General features: G+C 34.4%; 25 protein-coding genes and 2 tRNA genes. 20 read left to right on the top strand and 7 right to left on the bottom strand.

All coding sequences use genetic code 11. The features are described 5' to 3' along the window. Positions 1-171 precede the first annotated feature (171 nt). Positions 172-942: an amidohydrolase gene (locus tag AC4PRO_RS10740; protein WP_492117339.1), complete on the top strand. Its 771-nt coding sequence runs from the start codon at positions 172-174 to the stop codon at positions 940-942. On the opposite strand, the gene AC4PRO_RS10735 is transcribed toward AC4PRO_RS10740, so the two are convergent. Further along, positions 932-2596: an Ig-like domain-containing domain gene (locus tag AC4PRO_RS10735; protein WP_492117338.1), complete on the bottom strand. Its 1665-nt coding sequence runs from the start codon at positions 2594-2596 to the stop codon at positions 932-934. The two genes, AC4PRO_RS10740 and AC4PRO_RS10735, sit on opposite strands and share 11 nt — an antisense overlap. 277 nt (positions 2597-2873) lie before the next feature. On the opposite strand from AC4PRO_RS10735, the gene mce reads away from it, so the two are divergent. Further along, a complete protein-coding gene (gene mce / locus AC4PRO_RS10730) occupies positions 2874-3275 on the top strand; it encodes a methylmalonyl-CoA epimerase (protein WP_074720712.1) in 402 nt (133 codons plus the stop codon). A gap of 140 nt (positions 3276-3415) precedes the next feature. Beyond that, a tRNA-Ile gene (locus tag AC4PRO_RS10725) sits at positions 3416-3489 on the top strand. A 456-nt stretch (positions 3490-3945) separates the two neighbouring features. Here the strand turns inward: AC4PRO_RS10725 and AC4PRO_RS10720 are convergent. After that, positions 3946-4536: a riboflavin synthase gene (locus tag AC4PRO_RS10720; RefSeq protein WP_492117337.1), complete on the bottom strand. Its 591-nt coding sequence runs from the start codon at positions 4534-4536 to the stop codon at positions 3946-3948. 58 nt (positions 4537-4594) lie between these two features. On the opposite strand from AC4PRO_RS10720, the gene pdxA reads away from it, so the two are divergent. The 11 genes from pdxA to AC4PRO_RS10665 all read left to right on the top strand — a co-directional run bounded on the left by pdxA (position 4595) and on the right by AC4PRO_RS10665 (position 12815). Further along, on the top strand, positions 4595-5644 hold the full coding sequence (pdxA, locus tag AC4PRO_RS10715) for a 4-hydroxythreonine-4-phosphate dehydrogenase PdxA (protein ID WP_492117336.1): 1050 nt from the start codon (positions 4595-4597) through the stop codon (positions 5642-5644). 84 nt (positions 5645-5728) lie between these two features. Continuing rightward, positions 5729-6298: a YceD family protein gene (locus tag AC4PRO_RS10710; RefSeq protein WP_074721148.1), complete on the top strand. Its 570-nt coding sequence runs from the start codon at positions 5729-5731 to the stop codon at positions 6296-6298. A gap of 9 nt (positions 6299-6307) precedes the next feature. Continuing rightward, a complete protein-coding gene (rpmF, locus tag AC4PRO_RS10705) occupies positions 6308-6502 on the top strand; it encodes a 50S ribosomal protein L32 (protein WP_007137315.1) in 195 nt (64 codons plus the stop codon). Positions 6503-6677: 175 nt separating this feature from the next. Then, a complete protein-coding gene (locus tag AC4PRO_RS10700) occupies positions 6678-7676 on the top strand; it encodes a beta-ketoacyl-ACP synthase III (protein WP_074720721.1) in 999 nt (332 codons plus the stop codon). 23 nt (positions 7677-7699) lie between these two features. Beyond that, positions 7700-8179 (top strand): acetyl-CoA carboxylase biotin carboxyl carrier protein, encoded by a 480-nt coding sequence (accB, locus tag AC4PRO_RS10695; RefSeq protein WP_492117335.1) that lies wholly within the window; start codon positions 7700-7702, stop codon positions 8177-8179. A 90-nt stretch (positions 8180-8269) separates the two neighbouring features. Next, a complete protein-coding gene (gene accC / locus AC4PRO_RS10690) occupies positions 8270-9616 on the top strand; it encodes an acetyl-CoA carboxylase biotin carboxylase subunit (RefSeq protein ID WP_074720725.1) in 1347 nt (448 codons plus the stop codon). 259 nt (positions 9617-9875) lie between these two features. Further along, complete coding sequence (locus AC4PRO_RS10685) at positions 9876-10172, top strand: hypothetical protein (RefSeq protein WP_492117334.1); 297 nt, start codon at positions 9876-9878, stop codon at positions 10170-10172. A 55-nt stretch (positions 10173-10227) separates the two neighbouring features. Beyond that, positions 10228-10524: a hypothetical protein gene (locus tag AC4PRO_RS10680; protein ID WP_074720729.1), complete on the top strand. Its 297-nt coding sequence runs from the start codon at positions 10228-10230 to the stop codon at positions 10522-10524. Positions 10525-10564: 40 nt separating this feature from the next. Continuing rightward, on the top strand, positions 10565-10861 hold the full coding sequence (locus tag AC4PRO_RS10675; RefSeq protein WP_074720731.1) for a hypothetical protein: 297 nt from the start codon (positions 10565-10567) through the stop codon (positions 10859-10861). A 45-nt stretch (positions 10862-10906) separates the two neighbouring features. Then, positions 10907-11206 (top strand): hypothetical protein, encoded by a 300-nt coding sequence (locus AC4PRO_RS10670; RefSeq protein WP_074720733.1) that lies wholly within the window; start codon positions 10907-10909, stop codon positions 11204-11206. 277 nt (positions 11207-11483) lie between these two features. After that, positions 11484-12815 (top strand): sigma-54-dependent transcriptional regulator, encoded by a 1332-nt coding sequence (locus tag AC4PRO_RS10665; protein ID WP_492117333.1) that lies wholly within the window; start codon positions 11484-11486, stop codon positions 12813-12815. Here AC4PRO_RS10665 and AC4PRO_RS10660 read toward each other — a convergent pair. The 3 genes from AC4PRO_RS10660 to AC4PRO_RS10650 all read right to left on the bottom strand — a co-directional run bounded on the left by AC4PRO_RS10660 (position 12808) and on the right by AC4PRO_RS10650 (position 18603). Further along, positions 12808-15240 (bottom strand): hybrid sensor histidine kinase/response regulator, encoded by a 2433-nt coding sequence (locus tag AC4PRO_RS10660; protein ID WP_492117332.1) that lies wholly within the window; start codon positions 15238-15240, stop codon positions 12808-12810. The two genes, AC4PRO_RS10665 and AC4PRO_RS10660, sit on opposite strands and share 8 nt — an antisense overlap. Positions 15241-15420: 180 nt before the next feature. Further along, a complete protein-coding gene (locus tag AC4PRO_RS10655; protein WP_492117331.1) occupies positions 15421-16617 on the bottom strand; it encodes a C1 family peptidase in 1197 nt (398 codons plus the stop codon). Positions 16618-16701: 84 nt separating this feature from the next. Then, the gene (locus AC4PRO_RS10650; RefSeq protein WP_492117330.1) at positions 16702-18603 is read right to left on the bottom strand and encodes a S9 family peptidase; all 1902 of its coding nucleotides are present in this window, start codon (positions 18601-18603) and stop codon (positions 16702-16704) included. Between the two features lie 155 nt (positions 18604-18758). Between AC4PRO_RS10650 and AC4PRO_RS10645 the strand changes: the two genes are divergently transcribed. The 5 genes from AC4PRO_RS10645 to AC4PRO_RS10625 all read left to right on the top strand — a co-directional run bounded on the left by AC4PRO_RS10645 (position 18759) and on the right by AC4PRO_RS10625 (position 24209). Further along, positions 18759-19871 (top strand): NAD(P)/FAD-dependent oxidoreductase, encoded by a 1113-nt coding sequence (locus AC4PRO_RS10645; RefSeq protein ID WP_492117329.1) that lies wholly within the window; start codon positions 18759-18761, stop codon positions 19869-19871. Then, on the top strand, positions 19871-20614 hold the full coding sequence (gene mtgA / locus AC4PRO_RS10640) for a monofunctional biosynthetic peptidoglycan transglycosylase (RefSeq protein ID WP_074720743.1): 744 nt from the start codon (positions 19871-19873) through the stop codon (positions 20612-20614). The genes AC4PRO_RS10645 and mtgA overlap by 1 nt, the downstream gene beginning before the upstream one ends. A gap of 3 nt (positions 20615-20617) precedes the next feature. After that, the gene (locus AC4PRO_RS10635) at positions 20618-21562 is read left to right on the top strand and encodes a lipid A deacylase LpxR family protein (protein WP_492117328.1); all 945 of its coding nucleotides are present in this window, start codon (positions 20618-20620) and stop codon (positions 21560-21562) included. A gap of 93 nt (positions 21563-21655) precedes the next feature. Then, on the top strand, positions 21656-22495 hold the full coding sequence (locus AC4PRO_RS10630; protein WP_074720748.1) for a helix-turn-helix domain-containing protein: 840 nt from the start codon (positions 21656-21658) through the stop codon (positions 22493-22495). Between the two features lie 211 nt (positions 22496-22706). Then, entirely contained in the window at positions 22707-24209 is a 1503-nt protein-coding gene (locus AC4PRO_RS10625; RefSeq protein ID WP_492117327.1) for an aldehyde dehydrogenase family protein, read from the top strand. Between the two features lie 220 nt (positions 24210-24429). Here AC4PRO_RS10625 and AC4PRO_RS10620 read toward each other — a convergent pair whose 3' ends face one another. Both AC4PRO_RS10620 and AC4PRO_RS10615 read right to left on the bottom strand, forming a co-directional pair. Further along, a complete protein-coding gene (locus AC4PRO_RS10620; protein ID WP_492117326.1) occupies positions 24430-24561 on the bottom strand; it encodes a GIY-YIG nuclease family protein in 132 nt (43 codons plus the stop codon). 50 nt (positions 24562-24611) lie between these two features. After that, a tRNA-Ala gene (locus AC4PRO_RS10615) sits at positions 24612-24685 on the bottom strand. A gap of 119 nt (positions 24686-24804) precedes the next feature. Between AC4PRO_RS10615 and AC4PRO_RS10610 the strand changes: the two genes are divergently transcribed. Beyond that, entirely contained in the window at positions 24805-25572 is a 768-nt protein-coding gene (locus AC4PRO_RS10610) for an enoyl-CoA hydratase/isomerase family protein (RefSeq protein WP_492117325.1), read from the top strand. Position 25573 lies beyond the last annotated feature (1 nt).

The raw sequence follows: 25573 nt of genomic DNA, 5'->3' as shown, positions 1-25573 counted from the left end.
CGGTCGGGCTATTCGTTACAATCTTTTATTCCATTGCATTCCATAAAAGGATTTCCACTACTATTCCTCACCCAAAGAAATTCGTGGTTTAATTACATTTTGTTTTTCAAAATTCGAAATATACATACTTCAAAACAAATTACTTTTTTACCTTTATAAAAACGAACAACAATGAAAGTAGCTTTAATTCAATCTGCACTAATTTGGGAAAACCCAGAAGCAAACAGAGCGTATTTTGAAGAAAAAATAAATGCAATTGCTGAAGATGTAAATCTTGTTGTACTGCCTGAAATGTTTACAACGGGATTTACAATGGCTCCCGCAAAAGTCGCGGAGACTATGCAAGGAGAAACAGTAATGTGGATGCAAGCTTTGGCGAAAGCCAAAAACGCAGCAATAACAGGAAGCGTAGTGATAGAAGAAGAGAATGCTACTTTCTATAACCGAATGCTATTTGTGTTTCCATCAGGTGAGATACAGCATTATGACAAAAGACATTTGTTTACGTTAGCTGGCGAAGACAAAGTGTATTCAAGAGGCACTCAAAAATTAATTGTAGAATACCTCGGGTGGAGAATCTGTCCTTTTGTGTGTTATGATTTACGATTCCCAGTTTTCTCTCGTAACGTCGTGAATTACGATTTATTAATTTACGTTGCCAGTTGGCCCAAGACCCGAATTAAAGCTTGGGATACCTTGCTTGCAGCCCGCGCTATAGAAAATATGAGTTGTGTGGTAGGGGTAAATAGAATAGGCACTGACGCTAACGGTTATGAATACATTGGGCACTCACAAGTATTAGATTGCTTAGGTGAACATTTAATTGCTCCACAAGAATCTGAAGGGGTTTTTATAACCACTTTAAACCAGTCAACGCTAATAGAAACCCGAAAAAAACTTAATTTTTTAAATGATAAAGATTCTTTTGAAATTAGAAACTAGATTTTTTCTTAGCATCTACTTTCTTCTTTGGCTCGGGAGTATAGGGTAAGCTCACGTCAAAAACCTGTTCCACATCCCAATTCGCACGAATGTCTATTTCTTTAGAAAAATAAACCACTTCTTCTGAATATCGTTTTTCTAAGTAATTACCACTGTCGTAAGTTTTATTTTTGTTTTCGTCATAAATAAGGCGCAGTGTAAATAATGCGGGTTCCAATAAATTAAAATCAACGGTAGTATCATTTTCGCTATATTCTGAAGCCATAATATCTCCTTTTGCGTTGGTCAATTCGACAATAACTGGGAAGCGTTTTACATTTTGAAGTTGTATTCGAAGATTTCCGTACTCGGAGGTGCCTTTCGTATTTAATTTAAAGGATAAAGTGTCATTTGCTACCTCAAAAAAATCGGTGAGTGCGTTTGGTAAAATGGTAAAAGTATACTTTTCTGATGGCTCTTTTTTGAAATCAAAAAACAGCTTCTGATTGAAATCGTCGTATTCGGTCGTGAATGCTACTGCGACAGAATCTTTGTTGGTCAACTTTATTTTTGAAGTGTCAATATGAACCAGTGGAGTAGTTGTTTCTAAAGTAAAACGTTCTCTGAAATTTAGATTACCGTTTTGAAGTGCGGTAATATTTAGAGTGTCTTTTTTCTGCTCTTTAATTTTGAATGTAAACTTCCCTTGGTAGTTGTCTTTGTTTACGGTCATTGCCAAAGAGTCTATTTTGATAGGTTTGTACCATATTTGAAGGGAGTCTTTTTTAGGAAAATGAGTTACGATTGTTGGTACAATATCATCGTTGTTTTTTAAGACTATTTTCGGCCTTAAATCGACTGATTTTACGTCTCCTTCGTAACCAATAAGCAAGCGATTCCCGGACGCTTGAGTTGGTTTAAAAGCTTTAAATGGGAGGGCCTCTTTGAATAATTCCAATTCGTAAACCGTATCATTTGGAATCGTAATAAATTCTTTTCTAAAACCTATTTTGTCCTCTTTAGGATTGAATTTGTTGTTGCTATTTTTGTCTTTCATAGCAACTAATAAATACTTTCCAGCCTTTAAATTCTCTAATCTAAATGTTTTTAAACTGTCTAAAGTGTTAGTGATATATCTTGGGGAGTTGTTAAAAACCACTGAATCATTGTATTTTTCGTTCACATCATAAAGCATAACTGATACAAATGCGTCTGCTTCTTTCTGGTAAGCATCTTTTATTCTCCCGCCAATAGTAAGAGAGTCAATAAAGTCTCCTGTAGAGAATACGTATTTAAATTGATTGTACGGATTGTTTTCGTTGTTGTCAGCGATACTTTGGCCAAAGTTGATGCTATAGGTTGTGTTAGGTTGTAAGGTGTCTTTTATTTTTATCGACAGCGTTTTAGTTGCAGATGTAGGCGAAATTATTGGTTCGTATTTCATGGGTGGTGAAATAACCAATTGCTTGTTTAGGTTTTTGAGCTTGATATTTTCATCAAAGACTAATTTAATCTCATTTCCTTTAAAGTTAGTGCTAAAATTTTCTGGGAAACTCATTTTTAATACTGGTGCAATCGTGTCTTTTAAGCCACCTGTAATCGTTCCTCTTTTTGCACAGCTTGCAATTACAATTAGTAAAAGAAGGGAAATATATTTTAAATTGTTTTTCAACATATCATATTAGGATTAGAATTTACAAAATAACAATTATAATTGCTGAGATTGAATTTTTTTATAAAATTATTATGGGTGTTCAATTTGGCTTACTTTTGTGGCTCGTCCGATAATTATTTTTAGTTTTTAATGTTTAATTTTACGGGTGTCTAAAGTGTGCAACTGTAAATAATTAATAGCTTGAACTTTCGATTTTACAACAAACGGCATGACAACGGAATAATTTAGGCTAAAATAGAATTATAATTAGTTTAACAAGACATAAAATATTTAGGCAATGAGAAAAATAGAGCACATAGGAATAGCGGTTAATGATTTAGAAGTTTCTAATTTATTGTTTGAAAAACTTTTTGGGACGCCAGCTTATAAATTTGAGGAAGTCGAAAGCGAAGGTGTAACAACTTCTTTTTTTCAAAACGGACCCAATAAGATAGAGCTTTTGGCGGCCACAAATCCAGAAAGTCCAATCGCGAAATTCTTAGAAAAAAAAGGAGAAGGGATTCATCACATTGCCTTTGATGTAGAAAATATAGAGGAAGAGATCGCCCGACTTAAAAAAGAAGGTTTTGTTGTCTTGAACGAAATTCCTAAAAAAGGAGCAGATAATAAGTTGGTTGCCTTCTTGCATCCTAAAAGTACTAATGGTGTTCTGATAGAATTGTGTCAAGAGATAAAATAATTTAAGTTTAATTTTTTTTATAAATCTAATAATCAGGAGTTTTCTGTTTTTATTTTTTTATTTACAATATTTATTGTGAAACTAGGTTAAAAATATTTGGAGCAAACGAAAAATAGTAGTAATATTGCAAACTCTAAACCGGTCCTATAGCTCAGCTGGTTAGAGCACCTGACTCATAATCAGGTGGTCCCTGGTTCGAGCCCAGGTGGGACCACAAAAAACCCCTCAAAACTATTTGTTTTGAGGGGTTTTGTTTTTCGATAAATAAATGAAATTTGATGTAAAAAAAGGAATTTTAATTTAAGAATGAGTGTTTCTAGGGAAGTAGGTTTTTACGGACTTGTCATTAATTTTCGTTAAATATTAATAATAAAAAGCTTAGATTGCTTTTTTTGACCAATGGATTTGCTATTTTTGGAAACTATGAAAATTGTCTTAAATAAATGTTTACTAACGGTGGTGCTAGTATTGTTCTGTGAGGCAATATTTGCTGGGGCGCCGCCGCCGCCAGTTCCGCCAGGACAGCCAGCTCCAGTGGTGCCAATAGATCAAAGCCTGTTCTTATTGGTGTTGGCTGCGCTGCTGTTTGGGTTTTACGTTATTTTTAAGCATAACATAAAGGAAAAGAGCTCAATGTAGATTGAGCTCTTTTCCTTTTGCAGAGGTGTTATTATAGTTTGTTGCTGTAAAGTTTGGAAACGTACTTTCCTATAACGTCAAATTCCAGGTTTATTTTTGTGCCTATCTTAAAACTATTGAAATTAGTGTGTTCATAGGTGTATGGAATTATCGCAACGCTAAATTGATTTTTCTTTGAGTTTATGACTGTCAGACTCACTCCGTTTACGGTAATTGAACCTTTTTCGATCGTAAGGTTGTTTAGTTCTTCATTATATTCAAACGTATAAAGCCAGCTACCATTAGTTTCGGCAGCTTCAATACATGTTCCGGTTTGGTCAACATGACCTTGCACAATATGGCCGTCAAGTCTGTCTCCTAGCTTCATGGCTCTTTCCAGATTCACGCTGTCGCCAACTTCCCAATTTCCAAGGTTTGTTTTTTTGATTGTTTCGTCAATAGCGGTGACGGTGTATGAGGTGTCTTTCAACGCAACCACGGTTAGGCAAATTCCATTGTGGGCAACGCTTTGGTCTATTTTAAGTTCCGCTGTGATTGAGGAGTCCATCGTTATGTGAATATTGTCTTTGTCTTTTTTTATTTCTTGGATAGTACCAAGGGTTTCTATGATTCCTGTAAACATATCTTATTTTATTTTACTAAATTTGCACTTCAAAATTAGTAATAAATAACTAGAGGTAATGATGAAAAAAGCAGAAAATATAATAGTTGGAATTTCAATAGGAGATTTAAACGGTATTGGAAGCGAAGTTGTTCTTAAAACATTTGAGGATTCTCGAATGTTAGAGCTTTGTACTCCTGTTATTTTTGCCAATGTGAAAATAATGTCATTCATAAAAAAGAATTTAGAATCAACGGTTCCGCTGCATGGAATTGATAAATTAGACCAAATTGTTCCCGGGAAGATTAATGTTTTGAATCTTTGGAGAGAAGGGGTAGATTTGAATCTTGGGGTTAATGATGACAAAGTTGGGGAATATGCGGTAAAATCATTTATTGCAGCTACAAGTGCTTTAAAAGAAGGATTGGTAGATGTTTTAGTGACTGCGCCAATAAACAAATACAATATTCAATCAGAGGAGTTTAAGTTTCCGGGTCATACAGATTATTTAAACCAAGAGTTAGAAGGAAATGCATTGATGTTGATGGTTCAAGGTAATTTAAGAGTAGGTTTGTTGACGGATCATATTCCGGTTAGCGAAATAGCATCTCGACTTACAGAGGAGTTGATTAAAGAAAAAATTGAAACGGTAAGAAAATCGTTGATTCAGGATTTTAGTATCAATAAACCTAAGATTGCGGTTTTAGGATTAAATCCACATTGTGGTGATGGGGGTGTGATCGGTAAAGAAGATGATGCGGTGTTGAAGCCAACATTAAAAAAAATATTTGACAAGGGAACTTTGGTATTTGGTCCTTTTGCAGCAGATGGTTTTTTTGGAAGTGGGCAATATGAGAAATATGATGCGGTAATTGCTGCCTATCACGATCAAGGGCTAATCCCTTTTAAAACATTGTCTTTTGGTAAAGGGGTTAATTATACCGCGGGTTTGAATAAAATAAGAACATCTCCAGATCATGGGACGGCTTATGATATTGCTGGAAAAGGAATTGCAGATTATAACTCTTTCAAAGAAGCGGTTTATCTTGCTTTAGATATTTATCGTTCCAGAATTCAGTATGAAGAAATCAGTCAAAAACCATTAAAGGTTAAGGAGAAACAACACTAAATAAAAAAAGATAAATAACATTATTAGATATGTAATAATTTTATATCTTTGCACTCCCGAAGTTTGGGGCAAAATTTTGTTGAAATGAATAAGACTAAACAATATTTAATTCCATTTGTGGGATTAAAGCTAGGAAAACATCATTTTGAATATCAAATAAGTAATGCGTTCTTTGAAATCTTTGATTATGATGAATTTAAAAATTCGAATATCAAAGTAAATGTAGTTTTAGAGAAGAAAAGCACGATGCTAGAATTGATTTTCAAGCACGAAGGGACTGTGAATGTTCCTTGTGATCTAACGAGTGAAGATTTTGATCTGCCAATAGAAGGGGAGATGAAATTGATAGTTCGTTTTGGAGATGTTTATAATAATGATAATGAGGAATTACTGATTCTTCCGTTTGGAGAATTCGAGATAGATATTGCTCAGTATGTATATGAAATGATTGCGCTTTCTGTACCTTTAAGACGGGTTCATCCAGGGGTGCAAGACGGAAGTTTAAAAACGGAAGCGCTTGAAAGACTAAAAGAATTGGTTCTGGAAGAGCATAAAGAAGAAAATGAACAGGTTGAAGAAGAGATAATACAAGATAAAGAAGAAAATATTGACCCACGTTGGGACAAATTAAAGCAACTATTAACGGATAAATAATATAGTAAAATGGCACATCCTAAGAGAAAAATCTCCAAAACAAGAAGAGATAAGAGAAGAACACATTACAAAGCTACTGTAGCACAAATCGCTACTTGCCCAATTACGGGTGAAGCGCATTTATACCACAGAGCCTATTGGCATGAAGGGAAAATGTATTACAGAGGGCAAGTTGTTATAGATAAGTCTGTAGCTGTTGCTTAATGCATTTTTTTTGTAAATGATATTGGAACTCTCACATCGTGAGAGTTTTTTTGTTGTTTGTAATTTTCATTAAATTAAAAGTTCTATAACAAAAGGTTTAGATATTTTTTTGTAATTTTCAACTCTTTAATCGTTTTTTCAAATGTTATAATTTGAAAAAAAATATTCAAATACCATGAATACAATTACAGCCGCAATAACCGCTGTTGGAGCCTATGTTCCTGACTTTGTACTTTCAAACAAAGTTCTAGAAACAATGGTCGATACAAATGACGAGTGGATCACCTCTCGAACAGGAATTAAAGAAAGAAGAATTCTAAAAGACGCAGATAAAGGAACATCATATTTAGCCATAAAAGCCGCACAAGACTTATTAGCTAAATCAAATGTTAATCCTTTAGATATTGATTTGATAGTAATGGCAACTGCAACACCAGATATGCCGGTCGCTGCGACGGGAGTTTATGTTGCTACAGAAATAGGAGCTACAAATGCTTTTGCGTTTGATTTACAGGCTGCTTGTTCTAGTTTTCTATACGGAATGTCTGTTGCCTCGGCCTACATTCAATCCGGAAAATATAAAAAAGTACTGCTAATAGGTGCTGATAAAATGTCTTCTATTGTAGATTATACGGATCGATCTACCTGTATAATTTTCGGAGATGGTGCGGGCGCCGTATTGTTTGAACCCAATTATGAAGGCCTAGGATTACGGGACGAGTATTTAAGAAGTGACGGGATAGGTCGTGATTTTTTAAAGATTGATGCTGGAGGATCTCTAAATCCCACTTCTTTTAAAACGATAGAAGAGAACAGACACAATATTGTACAAGACGGGAAAACTGTTTTTAAATATGCAGTAACAAATATGGCTGACGCTAGTGAGCTTATTATGAAAAGGAATGACCTTACCAATGCAGATGTTGATTGGTTAGTTCCGCATCAGGCAAATAAGCGTATAATCGATGCTACAGCCAGCAGAATGAATTTAGATGAATCTAAGGTTTTAATGAATATAGAAAAGTATGGGAATACTACCTCTGCAACATTGCCATTAGTGCTTTATGATTTTGAACACCTCTTTAAGAAAGGGGATACAATTATTTTGGCTGCTTTTGGAGGAGGTTTCACTTGGGGATCTGTTTATTTAAAATGGGCATACGACAAAAAATAAATTTAAACTAAAAACAAATAATTATGGATTTAAAAGAAATTCAGAACCTAATCAAATTTGTAGCAAATTCAGGAGTTGCAGAAGTTAAATTGGAAATGGATGATGTTAAAATCACCATTAGAACAACGTTAGAAGGCAGCACAACAGAGACAACGTATGTGCAACAAATGCCGGCTCACAATCAACTTCAGCAAGCAATGCCTATTCAAAATGCTGCGCCAGTTGCAGCTGTTGTAGAGGCTCCTGTTGTAGAAGAAAACAAATACATTACTATAAAGTCGCCAATTATTGGGACTTTTTATAGAAAACCATCTCCAGACAAAGCTATGTTTGTGGAAGTAGGAACTACTATTGGAAAAGGAGATGTTCTTTGTGTAATTGAAGCGATGAAATTATTTAACGAAATTGAATCTGAAGTTTCTGGTAAAATTGTAAAAATATTGGTTGACGATATGTCACCGGTAGAATTTGACCAACCTTTATTCTTAGTAGATCCATCATAACAGTTTAAATTTCAATATTTTAAATTCCGGATTTTAATTCAGGAGATTTGGAATTTCGAGTTTGTTATTTAAATTTTAAATTTAAAAGAGATGTTTAAAAAAATATTAATTGCAAATAGGGGAGAGATTGCACTTCGTATAATTAGAACGTGTAAAGAAATGGGCATTAAAACCGTGGCTGTTTATTCTACTGCCGATGTAGAAAGTTTACACGTAAGGTTTGCTGATGAAGCTGTTTGCATAGGACCGCCTCCAAGCAATTTGTCCTATTTGAAAATGTCAAATATTATTGCCGCTGCAGAAATTACAAATGCAGATGCGATACATCCAGGATATGGCTTTCTTTCAGAAAATTCAAAATTTTCAAAAATATGTCAGGAGCACGGGATTAAATTCATAGGAGCTTCTCCGGAGATGATTGACAGAATGGGTGATAAAGCATCTGCAAAAGCCACGATGATCGAAGCAGGTGTTCCTGTTGTTCCTGGTTCAGTAGGTATTTTAGAGTCATTCGAACAAGCTCAAGAATTAGCACAGTCTTTTGGTTACCCAGTAATGCTTAAGGCTACTGCCGGCGGTGGGGGTAAAGGAATGCGTGCAGTTTGGAAAGAAGAAGATTTACTTAAAGCATGGGATGGTGCCCGTCAGGAATCTGCCGCTGCTTTTGGTAATGACGGAATGTATCTTGAAAAACTAATCGAAGAGCCACGTCATATCGAGATTCAAGTTATTGGTGATTCATACGGAAAAGCATGTCATCTTTCTGAAAGAGACTGTTCTGTACAAAGACGTCATCAAAAATTGACTGAAGAAACTCCTTCTCCATTTATGACAGACGAATTGCGTTTGAAAATGGGTGAAGCAGCAGTGAAAGCAGCTGAATATATCAAATACGAAGGTGCGGGAACGGTAGAATTTTTGGTGGACAAACATCGTAATTTCTACTTCATGGAAATGAATACCCGTATTCAGGTAGAGCACCCAATCACAGAGCAGGTTATTGATTATGATTTGATTCGCGAACAAATTTTAGTAGCGGCAGGAGTGCCTATTTCAGGTAAGAATTATTTACCTCAGTTGCATGCTATCGAATGTCGTATTAATGCTGAAGATCCTTATAATGACTTTAGACCGTCTCCAGGAAAAATAACGACACTTCATATGCCAGGAGGACACGGAGTTCGATTAGATACTCATGTGTATTCAGGGTATACTATTCCGCCAAATTACGATTCCATGATTGCAAAACTGATTACTACTGCCCAATCTCGCGAGGAAGCAATTAGCAAAATGAGAAGAGCACTGGATGAATTTGTAATTGAAGGAATAAAAACTACAATACCTTTTCACAGACAATTAATGGATGATCCTCGTTATATAGCAGGAGATTACACTACTGCTTTTATGGATACGTTTAAAATGATTTCTCCAGAATAGTTTATTTCAATATTTTTTAAAAAGCCATACAGCAATGTATGGCTTTTTTTATGTTTATTTTTTATTGAAATGGGTAAAAAGTATACACTTTACTCGTAAAGTACACAACTTAGTATCGGATTTTCAAATCGGTGTGAATACATAAGCAGCTGGTTATCAGTTGTTGTGTGGAAAACTTTATTTTTTTATTTTCACGGCACAATAATTTCTTTATCTGATGTGTAAAACAACGATACAATAATTAATAAACACAAATATCATGAAAAAGTTAGTATTATCAGCAGCGGTTCTTTTAGGAAGTTTATCAACTTTTGCAGCTATCGAACCAATTCAAAATTCAGTTGAGAAGGTAATCACTACTGCACACGAATTCACTGAAATTAAAATTGAAGAATTACCATCAGCGGTTACAACAGCATTAAAAACGGCTTATCCAGAAGCGGTGATTAATAAAGCTTATGTTAATGAAAACAAAGAGTACAAATTAGATGTCACTATGGGTGATAAGCAAGGTTCAGTATTTGCTGACGAAAACGGAAAGTGGATTCAGAAATAATAATAAAACAAGTAGAATTAAAGCAACTTACAATAATTTATAAAACACGCATATTATGAAAAAGTTAATATTATCAGCAGCAGTTCTTTTAGGAAGTTTATCAACATTCGCTGCTATCGCACCAGTTCAAAATTCAGTAGAAAAAGTAATCACTATTGCAGATGAGTACACAGAAATAAAAATAGAAGAATTGCCAGTAACGGTAACAGACGCGCTTAAAACAGCTTACCCTGACGCCGTAATTAGCAAGGCTTTTGTGAACGAAAAAAAAGAGTATCGTATTGATATTAAAACAGGTGATCAAGAAGGATCTTTATTTGCAGATGCAAACGGAAAATGGATTCAACAATAACATAACAACAACATACGATAACAAATAAAACACACATATTATGAAAAAGTTAATTTTATCAGCAGCGGTTCTTTTAGGAAGTTTATCAACATTCGCTGCTATCGCACCAGTTCAAAATTCAGTTGAAAAAGTAATCACTATTGCAGATGAGTATACAGAAATCAAAATTGAAGAATTGCCAGCAGCAGTTACAGATGCACTTAAAGCAGCATATCCTGACGCAGTAATCAGTAAAGCTTATGTTAGTGAAACCAAAGAATATAAATTAGATGTTAAGATGGGAGATAAAGAAGGATCTTTATTTGCTGACGAAAACGGAAATTGGATTCAAAAATAAGCATTATTAAAATAAATATTTCACAAACAAATAAACACACATATTATGAAAAAGTTAATATTATCAGCAGCAATTCTTTTAGGAAGTTTATCAACATTCGCAAATAACACAATAGCACCAACAGTAGTTTCTGTTAGTGAAGTGATGTTACAAGACGAGTATGCTGAAATTGGACTAGATGCGGTACCTGATGCAGTAAAAGCAGCTGTTGAAAGCGCACTTCCAGGAGCAGTGATAGAAAAAGCGTATACAAATGAAAGCAAAGAATTTAAGCTTGAAGTAAAAACAACTGAGTCAACCGCGACCATCTTCACAGATGCAAACGGTACAATTCTTAAAAAATAGGAATTCTAATAAATAAAAATCTTACTTGTAATAATAGTTTAAGAATTTTAATTCTAAGTTTTTGAGGAAACTTTTAAGAATCAATTTCGATAATTATAGTACAAGACCAGAAGGCTACTGTTTCGGCAGGTGTCAATGGTAATTGGTTATAAATAATAATACTAGAATAGAGATTTGAAAAAGAGAAGTTACTTCATGTGGCTTCTCTTTTTTTTGTAATATTTTTATGAAAAGACAATTTTATTAGCCTTATTTTAGCATAAAATGTAGCCCAATAATGCCGAAAATTTTATTAATTGAAGATGATATTTCATTTTGCAAACTATTAGAAAAGTTTCTAATCAAAAATAGTTATGCCGTTACTACTTCATTTTCTGCTACCGAAGCTAGAAATGCAGTAAAAAAGGAAACTTTTGACTTGGTTCTAACTGATTTGCGTTTGCCAGATGATGATGGCATTGGACTTATGACCGAAATTAAATCGGCGTTTCCTGATGTTCCGGTGATTTTAATGACTGGATACGCAGATGTTAATACTGCTGTAAAAGCTATAAAAAATGGCGCTACAGATTATATTTCGAAACCATTTAATCCTGAGGAAGTATTACTTGTTATTAAAAATGCATTGGAATCTGAAGATGTTTTGGATCCAATACCAAAGAAAACGGTTAAATCTAAAACAGATTCTAAAGAAGAATTTGTCAAAGGAATTTCTAAAGCGTCTATTAAACTAGCTGAATATATAAATCTGGTGAGTCCAACCGATATGTCAGTGTTAATAATTGGCGAAAGTGGTACTGGGAAAGAAATTATTGCAAAAAGTATCCATCAGCAAAGTCTTCGTAATAACAATAATTTTATAGCTGTTGATTGTGGAGCAATTCCGAAAGAACTTGCTGCAAGTGAATTCTTTGGTCATCTAAAGGGCTCTTTCACAGGCGCTATATCTGATAAAATAGGCTATTTTGAAGCTGCAAATGGCGGTACAGTATTTTTAGACGAAATAGGTAATTTGTCTTATGAAAACCAAATTCAATTATTAAGAGCTTTACAAGAGCGCAAGATAAAACCTGTAGGGAGCAATAAAGAAATAAAAGTAGATATCCGAATCCTGACGGCTACCAATGAAGACTTAAGGGAAGCAGTTAAGAATGGAGACTTTAGAGAAGATTTGTACCATCGAATCAATGAATTTTCTATTCATTCGCCAGCGCTGTCAGAACGGGAAGAAGATTTGATGTTGTTTGCTGAGTTTTTTCTTCAAAAAGCAAACGAACAATTAAACAAAGAAGTAATAGGTTTTTCGCCTGAAGTTGTAGCTATTTTTCAAAAATATCCATGGCCTGGTAATTTACGAGAACTACAAAACTGTGTTAAAAGAGCTACGCTCTTAACGCAGACAGACTTTATTAAAGAGGCTGTTTTACCTATTGAATTTTTTCAAAAAACGGACAGTAACAGTAGTGATTTCTCATTGTCTGTAAATGAAAAAGATGCAATTGTAAATGCATTAGCTAGAACACAAAACAACAAATCTGAGGCTGCTAAACTCCTTAAAATAACTCGTAAAACTTTGTATAATAAATTGAAATTATATGATATTAATTAATTGTTTTTTTGATCCCCACGATTAGTAAATCGACATCTTGACTTATTTTTTCAAAAAGTGTTTGTAATTTTTTTTTGTCATAATCAGTCGACTCTATATTATTTAAAATGCGGGCTATTTTTGTAGCTTCTATTTGTTTGAACATGGGAGCCATTTGATGTGCAGTAGCTTTTACCGTTTCAAAATCACTATTATTTATAGCTTCTTCTAGAATTAAAAGATTGCTTTTTGTTGATTCTATAAACGAAAACAATACACTTTTTACAGCTACTTCATCGTTTCCTAAGAAGGATTGTAGTGATTCTAATGTAAATAATTCGTTTGGATTCTTGATAGTTTTCGCTTCTTCTTGAAAAGGGATTTCCTGTTTGCTAAATATCGCTTCTATTGTCACCAAAAGTGTTTTTGTTGAAAAAGGTTTTTTTATAACAGTTGCAAATCCGGCTTTTTCATACATCACTAATCCTAAGTCGCTTCGACCAGTTACAGCAACAATAGGTTGGTTGATATAATTTTGGGTTTCTTGCACTGCTTTCGCAAAAGTAAAACCGTCCATAATAGGCATTTGAATGTCAGTTATAATAAGGTCAAAGGCATTATTTTCAACCGTTTTTAATGCTTCTTGGACATTGGTAAATGCTAGAACAGTATAGCTATTTTGTTTTAAAACTTCAGTACTCAGTGTTAGCAAATCTTTGTCGTCATCAACTACTATAATGGTTTTATTAGTGATTCTGTTGGTTACAATACGCGTTTCGTCTTCCGTCTTAGGAATGAGATTATCGTAATTCAACGGAAGTGTTATTTCAAAGATACTCCCTTGATTTGAACTTTCTTTTAAGCGAAGTTCACCATCTAATAAAATAATTATCTTTTTAGATATAGATAATCCTAGACCAGTTCCACCGTATTTTTTTTCTATGTTTTCATTGGCCTGAGCAAATTCCTCAAAAACTAATTCTTGGCTATCTTGCGCTATGCCTATTCCAGAATCTTCAACTGTTATAACTAGCTGTTCTTTGTTTTTTAGTATGCCGGTATTGATTTTTATATATCCGCTTTCTGTAAATTTATAGGCATTACCTATCAAGTTTGTAAGGACTTGTTTTAATCGAAAGGGGTCGCCAATTATGGGCTTGTTTAAGTCAGGATCAAATGTAAGAATAAGTAAAATGTCTTTATTAGAAAAAACAGATTGTATGTTTTTTGAAATTTCATCAACAGTTTCAGGAAGGATAAAGCTTGTTTTCTCGATAGCAATTTTCCCAGCTTCAATTTGTGAGAAATCAAGTAAATCTTGTACTAATCGCGAAATATATTCGGATGAATTTTTAATATTTTGAGTAAAGTAAGCTTGTTTTTTTGTTAAACTAGAAGTGGATAGAAGTTCTGTATAACCAAGTATAGTGCTCAACGGCGTTTTTAAATCGTGGCTAACTGTTGAGATTAATTGTTCTCTACTTTTTAATAAATTCTTGGTTTTAAAATTAGCAACCTCTAATTGTTTCTTATACGATTGTGTTTTAGAAAAATCGCTAGTAATTAGAATAGAAAAGAAGATAGTAAGCAGCAGTCCTGTAACGGCAGCTCCAGTTACAATTTGATTGATTTTTTTAAGCGATTGCTCCTTTTCAGTATTATTCTGAACGGAGTAAATGATAATTTCTCGTTCAATAATTCGAAGTACTTTACGGAGTTGTTCTGAGATTAAGATTTCGTTGGTAAGTAGTTTATTCTCTTGAAGATTGACGGATTCTTTCTTCTTCTCGGTCTCTTTTTTTACATTGCTAAGTAGCCTTTTTGAAGCCGATAGAATAGAGTCAGTTGCTTTTTTAGTAAGGGTGTTTGTACTATCATCAGGAATATTCTGATTGAGATAATCTACATATTTCTGTAAAACATTACGTTGATAAGTACCTAATTGTCTAGGGTTTTTAGTAAAATCGCCTAGTTCCAGTTTTCTTAAAGAAAATTCTAACTTACTTAGCTCTTCAATAGCATTGTTGACAGAAGCTTCTTCGGTTGCTTTATTTTTAATGGCTTTTAGTTGCCTTATGTTATTGTTTTTTTCAGATAGTAATATGTTTACACTATCTAATAGTTTAATCTGATAATCTGTTGAAACTAATGTTTTCAGCGAATCAATTCTAAGAAGTAGCGAATTGCTTGCAACAATGTAATTCTTAAAGTCAACTTCAGCATTTGTTTGGATTGTCTTTCGAGCTAAACTTTCTGTTTTGTAGACGTTAGTAAAGAGTTTAGTAACCTTTAAAATCTTACTTTTTTCAAAGGCAATCTTTTTTTCAATATTGGTGTAAGCAACATTTTCAGAATATAAAATCCACCCCACACTAATCACTAACGCCGCCAGGGCAAGGTAACTAATTAAAACTTTTACAGGAATATTACTGTTCTTATTTCCCATTTTTTAGAATTAGGGTGGGTAGATTTAGATAGTATTATTTTATTTCCTTTAACTATTTAAAGAATGCGCTAACCTTATACTCTCTTTGTCTTGTAATGATTAAGATAAGAGAGTTTTGGTTATTCGTTAAATGTATCGGGTTAAAATTGTTTGTATTTTATGTGCAGTTTGTATTGTAAATTAAACACCTATTTTTTTGGAAATATCAGCAGGAATTCCAGATTTGTTTACCATGAAAGAGGTTGTTTTATATTTAACAAAATTCTTGCTTACATATAAATACCCTTTGTAGTCATTTGTAGCTCCCCAAGAATTTTTAACTATATAGTATTCTTTTCCAGTTTGATCTTTCGCAAGTCCTACAATATGCATAGCATGATCATCAGTAGTCTGGTAGTTGTCAAAAGCTTTTTGACGCATCTCTTCAGTTACTTCTAGTTCTTGTTTAGGACCATTAAACATATTCTCTTTTTCCTCTGTTGTCATATCCTCAAACTTTTTTGTGGGAATATAAGCAACGCCATTTTTCCAACTAAAGCTTTTCTCGCTGACATCAGTTGCCCAAGCGACCGTGTATCCATTTTTTAATGCATTGTCAATGATAGTTGTCATATCATTCATTTTTACATTATACACTAAATCAAATGACCAGTTGTCTGGAACCATCATCATTGTTTTTGCATAATAAGGCTCAGTTGAATAGGAAGCAAATTCAATATATTCATCAGGGTTAATCCCTACAACTTCTTTTGCAAAAGTTTGAGGCGTGTAATTCTTTCCTTTATAGTCAAAGTTTTGCGGAACCTCTCCAAGATATGAATCGATAACTGCTGCATATGCTTTTTCCCAGTTTGGAGTAAGTTCTCCATTAGGATTTTTTACAACTGCTGTCAATAACGCTTCAGTTAAACTTGCCATTTCGGCAAATTTATTTTTTGTGGTGCCGTAATTCAATCCGCTATAAACTGATTGGGGAACAGCTCCATATTTTCTGAACATATTAGTTACATCATGCAATTCTCCACCGTCTCCAAGAGTTACAGCTCCATGCATGCGTACATAGTTTTTACCTTTTTCTACGTAGGCATTTCGCGCCGAAAAAACTTGGGAAAGTTCAACGGGTTGTTTTCCTAATCGAATCATTTCTGACTCTAAATAAGAATTGGTAGAATAGCTCCAGCACGTTCCTGATGAACCTTGGTTTTTTATGGAAGTATTAGCAAGATTGATTACGTCTGTAAATTTGAAACTTTCGACGCTTTTTGCGCTGGCATTTACTTTTAATGAATTCACCAGTCCATCTTGGGCTGAGATCGTGGTCATGCCCAACAAGAATGCTAAGGCAGTGAACAAGCTTTTGCTTTGAAATTTATACATTTATTGTTATTTAGATTTTATTATTTGTTTGGCAAAAGTTAAAATTGTTACATAATCCAGTTGACTTTAACACCTGTGATTGCGTTACAAAGTTTCTTTAAGCCATTTGAAAAATTCTTTTTGCCAAACTTGGGCATTCTGTGGTTTTAACACCCAATGATTTTCTTCTGGAAAATATAAAAATCTGCTTTTTATTCCACGCAATTGTGCAGCTTGAAAAGCTTCTTGGCCTTGTCCTATCGGCACACGGAAATCTTTTCCTCCTTGGATAATGAGGATTGGCGTATTCCATTTTTCTACTAAATTAATAGGGTTGAAGGTGGTATAGGTTTTTTGAGCTATAGCGTTATCTTTTTCCCAATACGGGCCGCCAAAATCCCAGTTGCTGAAGAAAACTTCTTCAGTTGTGCCAAACATGCTTTGCGTATTGAAAACCCCATCATGAGCTATGAATGTTTTAAACCGATTATTGTGTATTCCGGACAAGTAAAATGCCGAATAGCCACCATAACTTGCGCCAACGCAACCTAAACGAGTTTTGTCAACATAACTTTCTTTAGCTACATCATCAATAGCCGAAAGGTAATCGTCCATTACCTGTCCGCCCCAGTCTTTGCTAATTTGTTCATTCCATTCTACTCCATGTCCTGGCATTCCACGACGATTGGGTGCTACAACAATATAGCCATTGGCTGCCATTAATTGAAAATTCCAACGGAAAGAATAGAATTGTGTCAATGCACTTTGTGGACCTCCTTGACAATATAAAAGTGTTGGATATTTTTTTGTAGCATCAAAATTGGGCGGCAGAATTACCCACACTAACATTTTCTTACCATCAGTTGTGGTTACATATCTTCTTTCTGTTTTGCTTAACGCCAATGAATCGTAAATTGCTGAATTTACATTGGTGATTTGTTTCCAAGTGTTTTTCTTTAGATCGAAAGAAAAAATCTCCGAAGCATGGTTCATATCTGCTCTTGTAACAAGAATGCTGTTACCCGAAAATCCAATCAAGTCGTTTACATCAAAATCTCCTTTTGTAATCTGTTGCACAGTTATTGCAATTCTAGTCATTCCAGGAAAATTCACTTCAAATAGTTGTTTTGTTCCATCAATTGCAGCGGTAAAATAGACTTTGCTACCATCTTTGCTCCAAATAAAACGATCAACTGTACCATCCCAATTAGAGGTAAGATTCATTTTTATGCCTTTAAAATCAACAATGATGTCATTTTTATCAGCTTCATAGCCTTCGCGTTTCATTTGTAACCAAGTCAGGTTTCCAGAAGGAGAAAATTGAGGAGCGACATCATATCCTAGATTGTCTTCCGTTTTATTAGTAGTCAATCCAGTCTCTAAGCTGTATTCATAAATATTGGTGTTGGTCGAAATGGCATACTGACTTCCCGCCTTTTTCTTGCTTACATAAATAATTTTTTTACTATCTGGTGACCAGATGTAATCTTCATCTCCGCCGAAAGGCTTTTGTGGACTGTCAAAATTTTCTTTGCCCATGATGTCAGTTCCCACTGCTCCGTCTGTGTTTTCTTTGTAAAGAACATGGTTAAATTTTCCTTCGTTCCAAGTATCCCAGTGGCGGTAGTCTAAACCATCGTAGATTTGTGCTTCAGATTTTTCTAGGTCAGGATAGAAATCTTTCCCAAGAACATTGCTGATTTTCACCTCTTCATTATAGACAAGGTACTTCCCGTCAGGCGAAATATTTTTATCTTTTACTAAATCTTTTGTTTCCTTAACTTCAGTTGGAATTCCACCATTTATAGGAATGATGTAAAATTTTGAATTAGACTTGTTTTCTTCAATAGAAGGAGTAGTTACTTTGTAAACTACATTTTTAGTGTCTTTAGAAATACCTAAGGAGCTCACTCGCCCCAGTTTCCATAGGGTTTCAGGTGACATTACGTTTTGGGCCATTGCACTTAAACTCATCATGGTTAGTGTTGTAAGAAGTATTTTTTTCATAAAATGAATAGTATAATTTAAAGTTCTAAATTACGACAATATTCTAAAAATACGCAGTGGATTATGTTAACTCTTTTCGACAATCATTATTGTAAAAAATGAGTTTCATGCCGGTTTACTTGACTAAAAATATTATTTTTATAAAAATTTTTCAGATGCAGTTAAGTTATTGGGAGTTAAAAAATTGGTTTACAAAGGTTGATTATACGGTGGTTGGTAGCGGAATTGTTGGGCTACATGCTGCTTTACGTTTGCGCGAAAAATACCCAGATAGTAAAATACTGGTGCTGGAAAAAGGGATGTTACCTCATGGTGCGAGTACTAAAAATGCTGGCTTTGCTTGCTTCGGAAGCATTTCTGAAATTATTGACGACTTAAAATCTCATTCGGCGGAGGAAGTTTTTCAATTGGTTACAAAACGCTGGGAAGGACTGCGATTGTTACGCAAGCGTCTTGGCGATGAAGCCATAGATTTCAAACCTTATGGAGGCTATGAATTGTTTTTAAAGGAAGATGAAAGTTGCTATGAAGAGTGTGTGAATAAATTACCGTTTATAAATGAGATTCTAAAACCTCTTTTTAGATCGGATGTGTTTGCCAAAGAATTAGATCGTTTTGGTTTTAATGGTATTCGAGAGCATTTAATTTTCAATCCTTTTGAAGCGCAGATTGATACTGGGAGTATGATGCAAGAGTTACTAAAACAGGCTGTATCCAATAATATCTTGATTTTAAATCAGCAGACAGTTACTTCGTTTTTAGATAAAGGAACTGATGTTGAAGTTGTACTGAGTGATTTTAGTTTCAGGTCAAAAAAAGTACTCTTTGCTACAAATGGTTTCTCAAATGAATTAACGAATGGCGCTGTAAGACCAGCCAGAGCACAGGTTTTAATTACAGAACCAATTGAAAACCTCGATATCAAGGGGACTTTTCATTTGGATCGTGGCTACTATTATTTTAGAAACATTGGTGACCGAATATTATTAGGTGGCGGAAGAAATTTAGATTTTGATGCTGAAAACACAACGGAGTTCGCACAGACAGAAATTGTGCAAAATAAGTTGGAGCAATTATTAAAAGAAGTAATTTTACCCAATCAAAAGTATGAAATCGCCCATCGTTGGAGCGGTATCATGGGTATTGGCAACAGCAAGAATCCTATCGTTTCGCAATTGTCTGAAAATGTCTATTGTGGCGTGAGACTTGGCGGAATGGGAGTAGCGATTGGAAGTTTAGTAGGAACAGAATTAGCAGATTTAGTGTAATGGCAACAAAAATAACTCGAAAGAAACCGACAAAAAAACCGGTAAAAAAAGAAACCCGTAGTTTTATGAATATAGTAAGTCGGCTTTTGTTTAAAGTGGCATTGTGGTTCTTTGGAATCTCTTTGTTTTTTGTGGTGCTTTATAAATTTGTTCCCGTTCCGTTTACTCCTTTGATGGTGATACGTACTATTGAGAATAGCGCTGATAAAAAAGAAAACTCATTCAGCCATGATTGGGAGCCTATCGAGAATATTTCTATCAACTTACAGAAAGCAGTTATTGCCAGCGAAGACGGAAGTTTTCTTGTTCATAATGGATTTGATTTCAAAGCGATGCAAAAAGCATACAAGGGGAATGAACGGGGTCGAAAAATTAAAGGAGGAAGTACCATATCGCAACAAACTGCCAAAAATGTATTTCTATGGCAGGGGCGTAGTTACTTAAGGAAAGGATTAGAAGCCTACTTCACGGTTCTTATAGAATTTATCTGGGGTAAAGAGCGTATCATGGAAGTATATTTAAACAGTATCGAAATGGGAAATGGAGTTTATGGCGCACAAGCAGCGGCTGAACATTGGTATAGAAAAGATGCCAAAGATTTGACGCCCATTCAAGCTGCAGGAATAGCAGCGATTTTGCCTAATCCCAGAAAATTTACAGCAACTAGTTCGTCGTCCTATATCAATAATAGGAAAACAAAAATTATGCGGGTGATGCGTACGGTAGGGAAAATAAAATACTAAAACGTGCTAAAAAAGACCTGCATTATGCTATTGTTTATGGCGACTACTTTTCTTTCAGGACAGACTAGCACAAATGAAGTAGGTATGGTAACTGAAAACGATTTATATACCTCTTCTAAGAATGATAAATATTATACGAATGGTCTGGAATTTTTTTACCGCTTTTTAGCAAAGAATGACGACAAGAAAGTAAGTAAAAAAATTATCGAATTTATAATTGGTCAATATATCTATAATCCGCAATTCATAAATAAGGGAGCTGTAGCAGTAATTGACCGCCCTTTTGCTGGCTATCTTTTTGGAGCAGTAGACAAAGGATTCTTTTTTAAAAATGAGTCAGTGTTTAAAGGTCGAATTGAGCTAGGTTTCGTGGGGAGTAAATCATTTGCCGAAGAAACACAAAAAAGATTTCATAAGTTTTTCAGTTATAAACAAGTTTACGGTTGGGAGACCCAAGTTACAAATACGCTAGCTATACAAAGTCATTTTTTATTTTCCAATAAATTACTTCCTAAACTAAATAAGGATAAAGTCGATTTTCATTTTCAATCAGAAGCAGATTTAGGAACTATTTTCACAAGCGTATCTGCTGGTTTTTTAACTCGAATTGGATTCAAAAAATTAGCACCTATTTATGATTCTAATTTATACGGAGCCTCAGTTTCGAGTACATCTGGGCGAGTAGTGGAAGAGTTTTATTTTTATATTGCTCCTAGCATTAAGTACCAGCTGTACGATGCAACAATACAAGGAAGTCTTTTTAATAATAATAGCTCGGTGACTTTTGATTTAATCCCCGTTCGTTTTAATGGAGAGGCCGGTTTCAAATATCGAAAAAATAATCTTAATTTATCCTACGCCTTTGTGTACAGAAGCAAAGAGTTGTATAATAATATAAATACGGGATATTTTTATGGGTCGATCGGAGGTTCTTATTTGTTTAATTAACATCGTGATGGTATAATCAGGATCAATTTTGGTTAGTTTAATAAGATATAAGTCAAGTTAATTTCGAACAATAACCCTTTTAAGAAGCGTCAAATGCCAATAGAGAACATACCGGAGATTTATTTCCAAAACAAGGATACATCAAGAGATATATTTGTATATGATTTTAAAATGACGAGCGATGTAGTAAAAAGCAAAGTCAATTTAAGAATGAATATGTTTAGCTTTTTACAGGTAGGCAAGAAGCAAGTGCATTTTGCAAACACCTCTATGGCGGTAAACAGTAAGCAATCTTTACTGTTAAAAAAAGGAAATTGGTTATGGACAGAATTACTCGACACAGAAGCGATTTATTTTTGTAAGCTTTTCTTTTTTTCAGAGAAAAAACTAACCGAGTTTTTAAGCAAATATACTAATGACGTGAAGCCTTATAAGGAGGAAGTTCCGTATTTTGTGATTGAAAACGATGATTATATAGCTTCCTTTATAAACTCACTATCGTCTAATACCTTCTTAAATCACAATTATAGTGATGCTTTATTAGTTTTGAAATTTGAAGAAATTATGCTGTATTTGCTAAATAAATATGGTGATGAATTTGAATATTATTTACACTCCTTAATTTCAAATGAGGTTTCGCCCTTTAAAAAAATAGTAGAAAGTAATGTCCATTCTAATTTAAAATTGGAAGAAATTGCGTTTTTATGTAATATGAGCCTATCGACCTTTAAACGTCATTTTACTTCAGAGTATAATGAAGCTCCTGGCAAATGGTTGCAAGACAAGCGCCTACAAAAAGCTAAAGAATTGTTACAAGCTGGTGAGTTAAAAGCTTCAGATATTTATTTAGATATTGGCTATAACAACCTGTCTAACTTTAGTATAGCTTTTAAAAACAAGTTTGGAATTAGTCCAACAGACGTCTCGAGTTGAGATTAAATATATTTAAAACACTGTTTTTTAGCTGTTTAAACATGTATTGAAGTGTTTTTTTTTCAGCAACAACAACTTTGAACTTTTTTCATAAGTTTTTGAACCATATCAATAACTTGATTGGCTAACTCGCGCCATACATTTGTAGTGTAATTAAAACAAAGTGTTTTTGAAAATAATTACACCTATATAATTTAAAAAATATAAAATAATGGCAAATGTAACTAAACCTGTTTTTAAAGAAAGATACGATAATTTTATTGATGGTAAATTTGTTGCTCCAATTAATGGACAATATTTTGACAACGTTTCACCAGTAGACGGTAAAGTTTTTACTCAAGCTGCTCGCTCGACTCAAGAAGATATCGACCTTGCTTTGGATGCAGCACACAAAGCGTTCCCTTCTTGGAGTACAACTTCAGTAACAGAACGTAGTAATATGTTGTTAAAAATTGCGCAAGTAATGGAAGACAACTTAGAGTACTTGGCAACTTTAGAAACTATTGATAACGGTAAACCAATCCGTGAATCAAGAGCAGCAGATATTCCTTATTGTATTGATCACTTTCGTTATTTTGCAGGTGTTATCCGTGCAGACGAAGGAAGTGTTTCAGAGCATGACAAAAATACTTTAAGCATCGTTTTACACGAGCCTATTGGTGTTGTAGGTGAAATTATTCCTTGGAATTTTCCAATGTTAATGCTAGCTTGGAAAATTGCTCCAGCTTTAGCAGCAGGTTGTACCGCAGTTGTAAAACCAGCTGAACAAACACCAACAAGTGTAATCATGTTGATGGAATTAATAGGTGATATTTTACCTGCAGGAGTATTAAACATCGTAACTGGTTTTGGTGCAGAAGCTGGACAAGCTTTAGCAACTTCAAAACGTATCGCTAAACTTTCATTCACTGGTTCTACTGAAACAGGTCGTAAAGTGTACCACAATGCAGCAGAAAACATTATTCCTGTAACTATGGAATTAGGTGGAAAATCTCCAAACATTTTCTTCCCATCTGTAGCGGCTAAAGACGACAAATTCTTCAGTAAAGCTATAGAAGGTGCGTTAATGTTTGCACTTAATCAAGGGGAAATTTGTACGACTCCATCACGTATTCTAGTTCATGAAGATATTGCTGATCTTTTTATCGAAAGAATGCAAGAGCGCTTAAAACTAATTAAAAAAGGAAATCCACTTGATCCAGAAACAATGATTGGTTCTCAAGTTTCAAAAGCACAATGCGAAAAAATACTTAACTATATCAATATCGGTAAAGAAGAAGGTGCAGTTGTATTAGCTGGTGGAGAAGCGGGTAACTATGAAGGAGATCTTTCTGGAGGATACTATGTTCAACCAACGGTATTAAAAGGAACAAACAATATGCGTGTCTTCCAAGAAGAAATTTTTGGACCGGTTGTAGCTTTAACAACATTTAGTTCTACTGAAGAAGCTATTGCTATCGCAAACGATACGCCTTATGGCTTAGGTGCGGGTGTTTGGTCTCGTGATGCTCACGAATTATTCCAAGTTCCACGTGCTATTCAAGCCGGTAGAGTTTGGGTAAACCAATACAATACTTATCCTGCTCACGCTCCTTTTGGTGGTGTTAAAGAATCAGGATTTGGTCGTGAAAACCATAAAATGGCATTAGATCATTACCGTGTTATAAAAAATATGTTAATCTCTTACGACAAAGAACCAGTTGGATTCTTTTAATTATAAAACATTGTTAATTATTAAATAAAAAGGCTGTCTCAATTTTTTTGAGACAGCCTTTTTTAATTTATTTTACGAAAACATCCGTCGGGATATTCTAGTCAATTTAGTTCTGTGATAGTATAAATTCAATATATTTTCTGCTTTTCTTTTTTTTAATTTCCATTTCTCTTTTTACAGCTAACGACCAGGAGTCAAAAGTTTCAAAGTAAACAAGTATTCAATCTTTGGCGGTTTTGGTAAATTTACTTCTGCTATTTAAACGGTCATTAAGCCTAGTTTCAATGTTTTCACAAGAACCAGTGTAGTACTTATTTAAAGTTTTAGAGAAAATAATATAAGTGTAAAACATAGCTCTAAAATAAAAAAAACTCAAGTCGTTTGACTTGAGTTTGTGTTTTGTGGAGAATACGAGATTCGAACTCGTCACCTCTTGCCTGCCAGGCAAGCACTCTAGCCAAATGAGCTAATCCCCCAATTCTTTCGCAAATATAACATTATTTTGCTTTCAATTGACAAATAAAAAACAACTTTCTGTTCTGATAAAAAGGCTGCTTTCTTCATAAAAATTTTAACTTTACAGTAAAAAATAAAAATGACTGCATCAAATAATTCCGGTTCACTCACTACAACAATTAAAAATAAAATTGCAACGGTGCAATTTGGTCATCCGGCAAGTAATTCTTTTCCAAGACAATTGTTAAATGCATTGACCGCAGAGCTGAATCAACTGAGTACTAATGCCGCTGTTTCTGTAATCGTTTTGCGAAGTGAAGGAAGTGGTGCTTTTTGTGCCGGAGCTTCTTTTGAAGAACTTTTGGCAGTATCGAATCAGGAAGAAGGGACGCAATTTTTCTCTGGATTCGCTAATTTAATAAATGCGATGCGTAAGTGTTCTAAAATAATAGTGGGACGTATTCACGGGAAAGCAGTTGGAGGTGGCGTAGGAATTGCTGCGGCCTGCGATTATGCTTTTGCGACCATTGACAGCGCAATAAAACTTTCAGAACTCGCTATAGGGATTGGTCCATTTGTGATTGAACCTGCGGTAAGCCGCAAAATAGGGAAAACGGCAATGACCGAGATGACGCTTGCGGCTACCGAATGGAAAAATACAGATTGGGCTCAAGACAAAGGGCTTTACGCCAAAGTAGTAGAAAATCAGGCGGAATTAGATATTGATCTCGCTCATTTTACTGCAAAGTTAGCTTCGTACAATCCGGAAGCCTTAGTTCAAATGAAAAAAATAATTTGGGAAGGAACAGAAGGCTGGGATGCATTATTGCTGGAGAGAGCTGCGATTTCAGGAGAATTAGTATTGTCTGATTTTACCAAAAACGCTCTGAATCAATTTAAAAAATAAT

The organism is Flavobacterium sp. DW-iso2 (genome assembly GCF_058725285.1).
This window is presented reverse-complemented; position numbering and strand designations above follow the sequence as displayed.

What these genes read in the sequence shown, in the direction of transcription:
- AC4PRO_RS10740 (WP_492117339.1), top strand. Translation starts at nt 172, where the DNA reads ATGAAAGTAGCTTTAATTCAATCTGCACTAATTTGGGAAAACCCAGAA.
- AC4PRO_RS10735 (WP_492117338.1), bottom strand. Translation starts at nt 2,596, where the DNA reads ATGTTGAAAAACAATTTAAAATATATTTCCCTTCTTTTACTAATTGTA.
- mce (WP_074720712.1), top strand. Translation starts at nt 2,874, where the DNA reads ATGAGAAAAATAGAGCACATAGGAATAGCGGTTAATGATTTAGAAGTT.
- AC4PRO_RS10720 (WP_492117337.1), bottom strand. Translation starts at nt 4,536, where the DNA reads ATGTTTACAGGAATCATAGAAACCCTTGGTACTATCCAAGAAATAAAA.
- pdxA (WP_492117336.1), top strand. Translation starts at nt 4,595, where the DNA reads ATGATGAAAAAAGCAGAAAATATAATAGTTGGAATTTCAATAGGAGAT.
- AC4PRO_RS10710 (WP_074721148.1), top strand. Translation starts at nt 5,729, where the DNA reads ATGAATAAGACTAAACAATATTTAATTCCATTTGTGGGATTAAAGCTA.
- rpmF (WP_007137315.1), top strand. Translation starts at nt 6,308, where the DNA reads ATGGCACATCCTAAGAGAAAAATCTCCAAAACAAGAAGAGATAAGAGA.
- AC4PRO_RS10700 (WP_074720721.1), top strand. Translation starts at nt 6,678, where the DNA reads ATGAATACAATTACAGCCGCAATAACCGCTGTTGGAGCCTATGTTCCT.
- accB (WP_492117335.1), top strand. Translation starts at nt 7,700, where the DNA reads ATGGATTTAAAAGAAATTCAGAACCTAATCAAATTTGTAGCAAATTCA.
- accC (WP_074720725.1), top strand. Translation starts at nt 8,270, where the DNA reads ATGTTTAAAAAAATATTAATTGCAAATAGGGGAGAGATTGCACTTCGT.
- AC4PRO_RS10685 (WP_492117334.1), top strand. Translation starts at nt 9,876, where the DNA reads ATGAAAAAGTTAGTATTATCAGCAGCGGTTCTTTTAGGAAGTTTATCA.
- AC4PRO_RS10680 (WP_074720729.1), top strand. Translation starts at nt 10,228, where the DNA reads ATGAAAAAGTTAATATTATCAGCAGCAGTTCTTTTAGGAAGTTTATCA.
- AC4PRO_RS10675 (WP_074720731.1), top strand. Translation starts at nt 10,565, where the DNA reads ATGAAAAAGTTAATTTTATCAGCAGCGGTTCTTTTAGGAAGTTTATCA.
- AC4PRO_RS10670 (WP_074720733.1), top strand. Translation starts at nt 10,907, where the DNA reads ATGAAAAAGTTAATATTATCAGCAGCAATTCTTTTAGGAAGTTTATCA.
- AC4PRO_RS10665 (WP_492117333.1), top strand. Translation starts at nt 11,484, where the DNA reads ATGCCGAAAATTTTATTAATTGAAGATGATATTTCATTTTGCAAACTA.
- AC4PRO_RS10660 (WP_492117332.1), bottom strand. Translation starts at nt 15,240, where the DNA reads ATGGGAAATAAGAACAGTAATATTCCTGTAAAAGTTTTAATTAGTTAC.
- AC4PRO_RS10655 (WP_492117331.1), bottom strand. Translation starts at nt 16,617, where the DNA reads ATGTATAAATTTCAAAGCAAAAGCTTGTTCACTGCCTTAGCATTCTTG.
- AC4PRO_RS10650 (WP_492117330.1), bottom strand. Translation starts at nt 18,603, where the DNA reads ATGAAAAAAATACTTCTTACAACACTAACCATGATGAGTTTAAGTGCA.
- AC4PRO_RS10645 (WP_492117329.1), top strand. Translation starts at nt 18,759, where the DNA reads ATGCAGTTAAGTTATTGGGAGTTAAAAAATTGGTTTACAAAGGTTGAT.
- mtgA (WP_074720743.1), top strand. Translation starts at nt 19,871, where the DNA reads ATGGCAACAAAAATAACTCGAAAGAAACCGACAAAAAAACCGGTAAAA.
- AC4PRO_RS10630 (WP_074720748.1), top strand. Translation starts at nt 21,656, where the DNA reads ATGCCAATAGAGAACATACCGGAGATTTATTTCCAAAACAAGGATACA.
- AC4PRO_RS10625 (WP_492117327.1), top strand. Translation starts at nt 22,707, where the DNA reads ATGGCAAATGTAACTAAACCTGTTTTTAAAGAAAGATACGATAATTTT.
- AC4PRO_RS10620 (WP_492117326.1), bottom strand. Translation starts at nt 24,561, where the DNA reads ATGTTTTACACTTATATTATTTTCTCTAAAACTTTAAATAAGTACTAC.
- AC4PRO_RS10610 (WP_492117325.1), top strand. Translation starts at nt 24,805, where the DNA reads ATGACTGCATCAAATAATTCCGGTTCACTCACTACAACAATTAAAAAT.